Genomic DNA, 9,693 nt, shown 5'->3' on the forward strand with positions numbered 1-9,693 from the left:
CCGAGCGTGCCGCCCGCGCCGGTGACGAGCACGCGCTCGCCGGCGGCGAGCGCGACGGTGCGCACCGCGTTCACCACGATCGACGCACTGTGGACGACGGCCGTGGCCTCGGCGGCCTTCAGCCCCCGGCGATCGATCACGTTGCGGCTCGGGACGACGACGAACTCCGCGGCTCCCCCGTCACGGTGCACGCCGACCACGGTCTGGGCGGGGCAATCGGCCTCGTCGCCGGCCACGCAGCGTGCGCAGACGCCGCACGCGATGTTGGGCTTCACGACGACGGCCTGGCCGACGCGCGTCGAGGCGACGCCGCTTCCGGTCGCGACGATCTCTCCGGCGGGATCCATCCCGAGGATGCGCGGCAGACGGGCCTGCGCGCCCGGCCCGACCCCGGCGACGACGTTGAGGTCGAGCTGGTTCACGCCGACGGTGTCGACGCGCACGAGAACCTCGCCCGCGCCCGGAACCGGCGCGGCCGTCTCCTCGACGGTCAGACCGTCGAGGTCGTGTCGGCTCAGCACGGCTGCGCGCATCGTCACCTCTTCATCGCGGGAATGCTCTTTGGGATACTGTATCCAATTTTCATTCCGGGTGTCCAGACCCGGTTCTCGCACGATATCCCCCAAACCATGGACAGTCGACTCCAAACTGGATACAGTATCCCAAAATCTGCGCGAGATGCCCTGCTCCGCGGGGGTCGAACGCACCATCCCGAATGGAGAGTCATGCGCACGACAAGATCCAGACTCGGCCTCGCCGTGGTCGGCGGCGCAGCAGCACTGACGCTGCTCGCCGCCTGCACCGCCCCGACACCGACACCCGCAGCACCCGTCGAGCTCGGAGACGGAGAACCCGGCGCCGCGGAAGACACCGAGCTCACGGTGGCGATCCCCTTCCCCGACGTCACGATGTACTCGATGTTCGTCCTGGCGACCGACCTCGGCTACTACGACGAGGAAGGCCTGACCGTCGAGGTGATCACCGCCGACAACGTCACGGCGGCGGTGGCCAGCGGCAGCGCCGACATCGGCGTCGAGTCGACCGGCACGGTGATCGACGCCATCCGCGGCGGCGTCGAGATCGACCTCGTCTCCGGCCACTACTGCCGGCAGAACTTCGACTTCGCGGCGCAGGCCGGCGTCGAGAGCGTCGAAGACCTCGACGGCACCTCCATCGTGCTCGCCGGAACGCCCGGCGACCCCGCCGAGTTCCAGCGCGCGCAGGTGCTCAAGGAGGAGGGATGGGACATCTCGACGATCAACGCCGAGGTCGTCTACCCGGGGCCGGGATCGGAATCGTGGACGGAGTTCTTCGTCAACGACAAGATCGCGTTGCAGCCGTTCTACGCCGACGACCGTGCGGCGCTCGAGGAGCACGGCGCGAACATCGTCGTGGAGTCGCTGCGCAACTGGGCGAACGACGTGCAGATCGCCGGCACGAAGTGGGCGCAGGAGAACCCCAACACCCTGGTCCGGTTCCTGCGCGCGACCCTCAAGGCGACCGACTTCATGACGGCACCCGCGCCCGGCGAGTTCCCCGAGAACGCCGAGGAGGTCCTGGACATCTACGAGGCCAACGACTTCGAGGTGGCGGAACTGCGCGAGTCCGACAGCCCGTGGATCCTCGACGCCCACCTCGCCTGCCCGAACCTGTACTTCGACACCGAGGCCTGGGACACGACGATCGAGACCCAGAAGCTCGAGCCGCTGGAGTTCGACGACGGACAGCTCGTCTATCTGCGCAAGGCGCAGGACCTGCTCGGCCTCGACAACGAGGGACCGGCGACGCTGACGTACCCCTGAGCCCGCTGAGCTCAGCAGAAGAGGCCCCACCGTTGCGCATGGCGGTGGGGCCTCTTCCGTGTCAGCAGTGGTCGCGAGCTTGGAGGATCACGATCTCCTCGTCACTCACGTAGTAGACGAGTCTGTTGCTCTGGTCGATGCGACGAGACCACGCCCCGGAGAGCACGTGCTTGAGGGGCTCCGGTTTTCCGATGCCTTCGAAGGGGCTTCGGAGGACGTCTGCGACGAGCTGGTTGATCCTCTTCAGCGTCTTGCGATCCTGACCTTGCCAGTACATGTAGTCCTCCCACCCGTTCGGGTCGAAGGCCAATCTTTGAGTCACTCGTCGATCAGGTCGTGCTGCTCGGTCTCACCACGGCGCGCACGTTCGATCGCCGAGAGAAGACGCTCCGCACCGACGCGGTTCCGAAGCAGATACGCCGTCTCCGTGAGGGCGTCGTAGTCGTCCTTCGACATGATGACGGCATTTCCGCGGCGCGAGACCACCTCGACGGGTGCGTGGTCATCGTTCACCTGCTGGATAAGACCGAACAGACCCTTGCGAGCTTCTGTAGCCGAGATCGCGGACACCCTCTACCTCCCTAGTGGTACATCAAAACGTACCACTTGGATGCGCGTGGAGCGCCTGCGCTGACAGACCCGGCCCCCGTCGCGCATGAGACGGGGGCCGGGAGTCGGTGTCGGGCGGGCGATCAGCCGACGATCTTCCGCTCGTCGTACCAGGGCGCGAGCCGGCGGCGCAGCACCGAGATGAGCAGCAGCGTGAGGTTCGCGATGATGACCATCACCACGACCATGGCGATGGCCTGATCCATGCGGAACTGGTAGGCGGCGAACTCGAGCAGGTGGCCGAGGCCGCCGGTGCCGCCGAGGAACTCGCCGAGCACCTCGCCGGTGAAGCCGAGGGCCGCGCCGCGCTGGATGCCCGACAGGCTGTAGGGCAGTGTGGCGGGGAAGATGACCTTCCACCCGAGGCTGACGCCGCGGGCACCATAGACGCGTGCCGCGTTGACGAGCGACGGACTCACCGTGACCGCGCCCTCCATCGTGTTCAGCAGGATCGGGAACACCGCCAGCAGGATCACGAGGGCGATCTTCGACTCGCTGCCGAGCCCCAGCCCGAGGATGAAGAGCGGCGCGAGCGCCACCTTGGGCGTCGAGTAGAGCACCCACAGGAACGGCGCCACCATGAACCGCAGCACCGGCGACCATCCGACCGCGAGGCCGACGACCACGCCGACAACGATCGCGATCGCGAGGCCGATCAGCAGGTTCGTGACGCTGAAGACGAACGCCGACCAGAACTCCGGATCGACCATCAGACCGCCGAACGCGACCGCGATGGCGCTGGGCGCCGGCAGGAACGATGCCGGCACGAGGCCGAGCCAGCTCACCGCCGCCTCCCAGATCAGCAGCACCGCCGCGATCACGGCGATCAGGAGCAGCCCCCACCGCCCCTCGCCCGCTCGCGCCACGCGCCGCGGCCGCACGATGCGGTGGGTTCCGGTTGCCGAGACGACGCTCATCGCTTGCCCTTCCTCGTCCACGGAGCGACTCCGCGCTCGATGGCCGTCATGACCTGGGTCATGCCGACGCTCCACAGCACCACGATCGCGATCGCTGCGAACGCCTGATCGGTCTGGTACGTGTTCGATGCCCGGATGATCAGGGCGCCCATCCCGCTCGACGATCCGGCCAGCTCGGCGACCACCATGCCGATGGTGGCGAGCACCACGGCCTGCCGGAGCCCGGCGAACAGGAACGGGATCGTCGACGGCAGGTACACCGAGCGGTACAGCCGCATCCGGCTCGCCCCGTAGACGCGGGCCGCACGGATGATCGACGGATTCGCGGTGCGCATGCCGGCGGCGACGTTGAGCAGGATCGGGAAGAGCGCGCTGATCGTCACCAGGAAGATGACCGGACCGATGCCGAAGCCGAACCAGGCCTTCGCGAGCGGCTGGTAGGCGATCGACGGGGTGGCGTAGATGGTCCACGCGATCGGTCCGACGACGCGGTCGACCGGCAGCGAGGATCCCATCAGGAGGCCCACCGGGATGCCGACGACCACCGCGAGCGCGAAGCCGGACAGCCAGGCCTGCACCGAGATCCCGGCGTTCGACGCGAGCGCGCCGTTCGAGATGATCTCGCCGAAGCCCTGCGCGATCGCGGAGGGCGGCGGGAGGAAGACGGGATTGATCCAGCCGAGGATCCCGACCACGAGCTGCCAGAGGAGCAGCAGCACGACCACCTCGATGGCGATGACCGCCGCCTTGCCGCGCGTGCTGAGACCCGCGAGCCAGGCGCCGACTCCGCCCTTGCCGTAGTTCGGGCCCGCGGCGAGGAGGGAGCTCACTTCGACACCGCTGCCGCGGTCGCCTCGTCCTCCAGCGCCGCCCACAGGTGGTCGCGGAGCTCGAGGAACCGGGGGTCGTGCTGCACGGCGCGCTCGGAGCGCGGACGCTCGAGACCGGTCGTGATGATCTCCTTGATCGCACCGGGATGGCTCTTGAACACCACGATGCGGTCGCCCAGCAGGATCGCCTCCTCGATGGAGTGCGTGATGAACAGCACGGTCTTGCCGGTGGCCTCGATGAGCTTGTCGATCTCGTCGCGCATCACCTCGCGGGTGAGGGCGTCGACGGCGCCGAGCGGCTCGTCCATCAGCAGGATGCGCGGCTGGGCGACGAACGCCCTGGCCAGCCCGACCCGCTGCTGCATGCCGCCGGAGAGCTCGCGCGGATACGACGACTCGAAGCCCTTGAGCCCCACCATGTCGATGGCCTCCTGCACGCGTTCGCGCCAGCCGTCGGTGTGCAGCCCCTTCTGCATCTCGAGCCCGAACTTCACGTTGTCGAACACGGTCCGCCACGGCAGCAGCGCGTAGTCCTGGAAGACGACGGCCCGGTCGGGCCCTGGTCCGTCGACCTCCTTCCCGTCGACGAGCACCGAGCCGGAGCTCGGCGCGACGAGGCCGGCGATGACGTTCATGAACGTCGTCTTTCCGCACCCCGACGGGCCGAGCACCGTGATGAACTCGCCCTCGAACACGTCGAGGTCGACGTCTTCGATCGCGATCAGCTTCTTGCCCGTCCGCGCGACGTCGTAGCTCACCGAGAGTCCGGTGACCGAGATCAGCGGGACCGCCGATTCTCGCGCGGTGTCTTTCACGTCAGTCATCGTGCACCTCTCGTTCTCTTTCGTCGCGCGGTGATGCGCGTCTATCGCAGCTTAGGAAGCACTTCGGTGCCGAGGAGCTCGATCTGCTCGAAGAAGCGGTCGAACTTGAAGCGGAAGTCGAAGACGAGGTGCTCGGTGCCGACCTCTTCGAAGCGCTTGATCTGATCGACCGCCTCGTCGGGGCTGCCGACGATCAGCTGTCCCTCGAGATCCTCGACGGTCTCGAAGCTGCCGGACGGCGGCTTCACCGCGAACTTCGCCTTGTTCGCCCAGGCCAGGAGGCCGGGGATGTTGACGTGCTTGAGCGCCTCCTCGCGGGTGTCCTCGATGGACGTCGGCGGGATGACGGCGATGGTCGGCATCGGCCGGCCGTTCTCGTCGGTCATCTCGCGCATCGTCTTGATGCGCTTCTCCATCGTGAGGAGCCCCGTGCGGCCCGGCATCCATCCGTCGGCGAACTCCGCGGCGAGGCGTGCCGAGCGCGGCGTCGCGCCGCAGTACCAGAACGGGATGCGTCCGCCGACGGGCTTCGGCTCGATGGTCACGTTCTCGAATGTGAAGATGCCGTCGTCGTAGGTGACGTCGTTCTCGGTGAACACCCGGCGCAGGATCTCGGCGTTCGAGCGCACCATCTCGACCCGGTCGAGGTCGCCCCAGCCGATCGCGTCGAACTCGTGGTCGAAGGTGCCGGCGCCGAAGCCGAGGATGAGGCGCGGCCCGAGCAGCTGCGTCATCGTGCCCGCCATGAGAGCGGTGACGAGCGGATGCCGGAACGGGATGAGCGATCCGGTGCCGAGCTCGATCTTGTCGGTGACGGCGCCGATGGCGGTGAGGGTCGTCAGCGCGTCGTAGAACGTGCGGTTCGGCTTCTCCATCTCGCCGTGCGGTTCGAAGACCAGGTGATCGCGCACCCAGACGGAGTCGAATCCGAAGCTCTCGGCGAGCTTCGAGCCCTCCAGCAGCTTCTCCTTGCTCGCCTCCTCGCCGAAGTGCGGCAGCAGCAGTCCGAATTTCATGTCAGTTCCCTTCTGCGGCGAATGCCGCCCTGTCTTCCGCCGAGGCGGCGAGCTTTCCGAATGCGGGGTCTCCGACGACCTCACCATCGACGTACACGTCGGTGCCGCGGACGAGGGTCCGCTGGATCCGCGCGCTGATGGTGCGACCGTCGTACGGCGTCCAGCCGATCTTCGACAGCACGCCGTCGTTCGTGATGGTCCACTCGTCGGCGAGGTCGGCGATGACGATGTCGGCATCCGCCCCGATCGTGAGCGAGCCCTTGACGCCCTCGAGGCCGAACTTCGCGGCGGGGATGTGCGCGACCATGTCGACCGCGCGCTGCAGGTCGAGCTCGCCCCTGTTCACCGCGTCGAGCATGAGCTCGTAGTAGTACTGGATGCCGGGAGTGCCGGTGTGCGAGCTCCACATCTGCGTCCAGCCGACCTCCTTCTCCTCGCGTGTGTGCGGGGCGTGGTCGCTGGCGGCGATGTCGATCGTGCCGTCGCGCATGCCCTCCCACACGGCGGCGCGGTTGTCGTCGGGCACCCAGTAGCTCAGCGCGTACGGCCCGAGGGTCTCGACGTCGCTCCAGGTCGACAGGAACGGCGCCCAGTGGTTCACCTCGCACGTGACGTCGATGCCGTTCTGCTTCGCGCGGCGCACAGCCTCGATCGAACGACGGGTCTGGATGTGCGCGATGTGCACGGGGCATCCGGATGCTTCGGCGAGACGCAGCACCACGTCGATCGCGGTGTCCCAGATGACGCCTTCGCGCGCGGCGTAGGCCGAGGCGTACCCCTGCGGGGTGTTCTCGCCGCGGGCCAGGTACGCGCCCTCGATGTAGTCCATGAGGGCCTGGTCGTGCGGGTGCACGATGAAGCGCTTCCCGGTCTGGGCGATGTGGTCCATGATCTCGAGCAGGTGCCCGTGATCGTGGATGCCGGTTCCCGCGGGGTGCGGGTAATCGCGCCCCGTGTCGACGACCATGTAGATCTTGTAGGCCCGGATGCCCATCTCGCTCATGCCCGCGATCTCATCGAACTTGGTCGGCGCCGGGTTGTGGTTCCAGTCGACGATGGAGGACTCCTCGTACCGGTGGAACACGTCGGTCAGGGTCGCGACATCGGTCGTCGGCGGCTTGAGGTTCGGCATCCCGAACATCGTGGTGACGCCTCCGGCCGCGGCCTGCAGACTCGTCGTGTAGATGTCGTCCTTGTGCTCGTAGCCGGGCTCGCGGGTGTGCACGTGCACGTCGACCATGCCGGGAAGCACGAGCTTGCCCGCGGCGTCGATCGTGCGATCGGCCGCGATCCCGGTTCCCGCTGCCACGATGCCGGCGACCTTGCCGTCGGCGACGAGCAGGTCGGCGACGACCGGTCCCGCGGGGGTGACGACGGTGCCGCCGGTGATCTTCAGTTCCACGCTCATCGCGCGACCTCCTGCTTCTGAACGGATTCTGTGGTGATGCTCTCGCCGATCGCGGGCGACGGCGAGGTCCGATGAATGAGATGTGCGGGGCGCACGTACTGGTCGAGCCAGCCGACGATGACCGGAGTGGTCTGCTCCCAGTACGCGTCGTACGCCGCGTAGTGCGTCGTGTGCCGCTGCATGATCAGCTGCTTCGGGCCGCGCGCGGCCTCGTAGAGCGCCTCGGCGTGGTCGGTGGGCGTGGTGGCGTCGCCCTCGACGCCGATCACGAGCAGCGGCGTGGTGAGACGGGCGGCGGCCTCGATCGGGCGGTAGGCGATGATGCCCTCGGCGCACGCGAGCGGCACGGCGGTGGGGATGCGGTCGTCGACATCCGCCTTGATCTTCGTCGCGCGGCGCTCGGCCGTCGGGATCATGATCTCCTCGCGCGGGTGCACGATGCGGCCCTCCCCCGTGGCGACGCGCTGACGGCGGTCCTCCTCGAGCGACTTCTGGAAGTCGAGCCATTCGTACTCGCTGCGCATGCGGTGCAGCCAGTCCTCGCCGTCGGCGACAGGGACCTGGCTGACGGCGGCCTTGATGCGGGGGTCGGCGTCGGCGAGCAGCACGGCGTTGCCGCCGCCGGTGCCGCCGGTGCCGAAGACGCCGATCGCGTCGGCGATCACGTCGTCACGGGTGGTGAGGTAGGTGACGGCGTTGACGAGGTCCTGCAGCTGCCACGCCGGCGACAGATAGCCGCGGTCGCCCTCGGAGTCGCCGAAGCCGCGGTAGTCGATGACGAGCACGGCGAAGCCGGCCTCGACCAGTGCCTCGTGGTAGCGGACGTAGAGCTTGGCATCCTTGAGCCCGAGCCAGCCCGGTCCCTGCACGATCGCGCGGTAGGGGCCGGCGTGATCGGGGGTCCGCCAGACGGCGGAGATGCGCTGACCCTCGCTGAAGTACGACACGGATGTGGTCTGCATGGGTTCCTCTCGGCTGAACGCGGCTCTGCGATCGGGTGATCTGCGCCGCTTCTGTGTGGCCTGATTCATCATGACCCATTTTGGATCCAGAATCCAGTATTGATTTGGATCCAGAATCCGGACTACGATGACGACATCCCGTCGGTCCGATTGGCCGGCGAACGGTGGTCCCGACCTGGACTGCGACGCGCTCCCGTCTTGCGCCCTGCTCTCGTCCTCGTCGTTCGGAGAAACATGTCTGCCACCACCCGCGCCCTCTCGGCCGCCCCCGCCGCCCTCCTCCTTCTCGCCGCCGCCCTGAGCGGCTGCGCCAGCACGCCGTCGACCCCGGCCGCGGCATCCGACGCCGAACCGCGCACGATCGACAACTGCGGCACCGAGGTGACGATCGACGCTCCGCCGCAGCGGATCCTCACCATCAAGTCGTCGACCCTCGAGCTGGCGCTCGCGCTGGGAGCGGGCGACCGGATCATCGGCTCCGCCTTCTCGGACGGCCCCCTCCCCGAGGACCTCGCCGCGGATGCCGACGGCATCCCGGTCATCTCCGAGAAGGTGCCGTCGCACGAGGCGACCCTCGAGCAGGAACCCGACCTCGTCTTCGCCGGGTGGGAGTCGAACTTCTCCATCGAGGGCGTCGGCGAGCGCGCCGACCTGCAGAAGCTCGGCATCACGACCTATGTCGCCCCTGCCGCCTGCAAGGCACCCGACTACATGCCGGATCCGCTCACCTTCGACACGGTCTTCGACGGATTCGCCGAGGCCGGCGAACTCCTCGGAGAGACGGATGCCGCCGCGACGCTGATCGCCGACCAGCGCGCGCAGCTCGACGAGATCGTGCCCGACGACCGCGGGCTCTCCGCCGTCTGGTACTCCTCCGGCACCGATCAGCCGTTCGTCGGAGCGGGCATCGGCGCCCCGCAGATGATCATGGACGCCGCGGGCCTCGGCAACGTGTTCGCCGATGTCGACGACACCTGGACGTCGACATCGTGGGAGCTGATCGCCGACGCCGATCCCGACGTGATCGTGCTGGTGGATGCCGCGTGGAACACCGCCGCCTCGAAGATCGCCCTGCTGACCGCGAACCCGCTCACCGCGCAGCTCGACGCCGTGAAGGACGAGCGGTATGTGATCGTCGACTTCCCCGCGACCGAGGCCGGCATCCGCAACGTCGACGCCGTGGACTCGATCGTGACGCAGCTGGGAGAGCTGTGAGCGTCGCGGTCGCCCTGCCGACGGCGGCCGTGGCGGCTCCCCCTCGCGCACCTCGCCGACGCGCTCGTCGGGCGCATCCCACAGATCGGGTCGCGTGAGCAGGTCGAGGA

11 protein-coding genes are annotated in these 9,693 nt (G+C 68.1%); 2 read left to right on the plus strand and 9 right to left on the minus strand.

The window, feature by feature from the left end; genetic code table 11:
• The coding region (locus DW306_RS03345) for an alcohol dehydrogenase catalytic domain-containing protein (RefSeq protein ID WP_168429215.1) at nt 1-533 on the minus strand (533 nt) is incomplete at its 3' end.
• Between the two features lie 192 nt (nt 534-725).
• On the opposite strand from DW306_RS03345, the gene DW306_RS03350 reads away from it, so the two are divergent.
• Entirely contained in the window at nt 726-1,802 is a 1,077-nt protein-coding gene (locus DW306_RS03350) for an ABC transporter substrate-binding protein (RefSeq protein WP_136054231.1), read from the plus strand.
• Nucleotides 1,803-1,863: 61 nt separating this feature from the next.
• Here the strand turns inward: DW306_RS03350 and DW306_RS03355 are convergent, their stop codons facing one another.
• The 8 genes from DW306_RS03355 to DW306_RS03390 all read right to left on the minus strand — a co-directional run bounded on the left by DW306_RS03355 (nt 1,864) and on the right by DW306_RS03390 (nt 8,368).
• A complete protein-coding gene (locus DW306_RS03355) occupies nt 1,864-2,124 on the minus strand; it encodes a Txe/YoeB family addiction module toxin (protein ID WP_136054232.1) in 261 nt (86 codons plus the stop codon).
• The gene (locus tag DW306_RS03360; RefSeq protein WP_136054233.1) at nt 2,121-2,372 is read right to left on the minus strand and encodes a type II toxin-antitoxin system prevent-host-death family antitoxin; all 252 of its coding nucleotides are present in this window, start codon (nt 2,370-2,372) and stop codon (nt 2,121-2,123) included. The genes DW306_RS03355 and DW306_RS03360 overlap by 4 nt, the downstream gene beginning before the upstream one ends.
• 122 nt (nt 2,373-2,494) lie before the next feature.
• The gene (locus DW306_RS03365; RefSeq protein ID WP_136054234.1) at nt 2,495-3,328 is read right to left on the minus strand and encodes an ABC transporter permease subunit; all 834 of its coding nucleotides are present in this window, start codon (nt 3,326-3,328) and stop codon (nt 2,495-2,497) included.
• Entirely contained in the window at nt 3,325-4,158 is an 834-nt protein-coding gene (locus tag DW306_RS03370; protein ID WP_136054235.1) for an ABC transporter permease, read from the minus strand. Before DW306_RS03370 ends, DW306_RS03365 begins: the two co-directional genes overlap by 4 nt.
• Complete coding sequence (locus DW306_RS03375; RefSeq protein ID WP_136054236.1) at nt 4,155-4,982, minus strand: ABC transporter ATP-binding protein; 828 nt, start codon at nt 4,980-4,982, stop codon at nt 4,155-4,157. Before DW306_RS03375 ends, DW306_RS03370 begins: the two co-directional genes overlap by 4 nt.
• Nucleotides 4,983-5,023: 41 nt before the next feature.
• On the minus strand, nt 5,024-5,998 hold the full coding sequence (locus DW306_RS03380; protein ID WP_136054237.1) for an LLM class flavin-dependent oxidoreductase: 975 nt from the start codon (nt 5,996-5,998) through the stop codon (nt 5,024-5,026).
• A gap of 1 nt (nt 5,999) precedes the next feature.
• Nucleotides 6,000-7,406 (minus strand): dihydroorotase family protein, encoded by a 1,407-nt coding sequence (locus tag DW306_RS03385; protein ID WP_136054238.1) that lies wholly within the window; start codon nt 7,404-7,406, stop codon nt 6,000-6,002.
• Complete coding sequence (locus DW306_RS03390) at nt 7,403-8,368, minus strand: CocE/NonD family hydrolase (RefSeq protein WP_136054239.1); 966 nt, start codon at nt 8,366-8,368, stop codon at nt 7,403-7,405. The genes DW306_RS03385 and DW306_RS03390 overlap by 4 nt, the downstream gene beginning before the upstream one ends.
• A 234-nt stretch (nt 8,369-8,602) precedes the next feature.
• On the opposite strand from DW306_RS03390, the gene DW306_RS03395 reads away from it, so the two are divergent.
• A complete protein-coding gene (locus tag DW306_RS03395) occupies nt 8,603-9,583 on the plus strand; it encodes a putative F420-0 ABC transporter substrate-binding protein (protein ID WP_136054240.1) in 981 nt (326 codons plus the stop codon).
• Nucleotides 9,584-9,693: the final 110 nt, after the last annotated feature.

The organism is Microbacterium sp. K24, assembly GCF_004794465.1.
Lineage (GTDB): Bacteria > Actinomycetota > Actinomycetes > Actinomycetales > Microbacteriaceae > Microbacterium.

Bases quoted from the DNA above. Each gene is read 5' to 3' on its own strand.
- DW306_RS03390 (WP_136054239.1), bottom strand. From the start codon at position 8,368: ATGCAGACCACATCCGTGTCGTACTTCAGCGAGGGTCAGCGCATCTCC.
- DW306_RS03395 (WP_136054240.1), top strand. From the start codon at position 8,603: ATGTCTGCCACCACCCGCGCCCTCTCGGCCGCCCCCGCCGCCCTCCTC.
- DW306_RS03375 (WP_136054236.1), bottom strand. From the start codon at position 4,982: ATGACTGACGTGAAAGACACCGCGCGAGAATCGGCGGTCCCGCTGATC.
- DW306_RS03365 (WP_136054234.1), bottom strand. From the start codon at position 3,328: ATGAGCGTCGTCTCGGCAACCGGAACCCACCGCATCGTGCGGCCGCGG.
- DW306_RS03380 (WP_136054237.1), bottom strand. From the start codon at position 5,998: ATGAAATTCGGACTGCTGCTGCCGCACTTCGGCGAGGAGGCGAGCAAG.
- DW306_RS03350 (WP_136054231.1), top strand. From the start codon at position 726: ATGCGCACGACAAGATCCAGACTCGGCCTCGCCGTGGTCGGCGGCGCA.
- DW306_RS03385 (WP_136054238.1), bottom strand. From the start codon at position 7,406: ATGAGCGTGGAACTGAAGATCACCGGCGGCACCGTCGTCACCCCCGCG.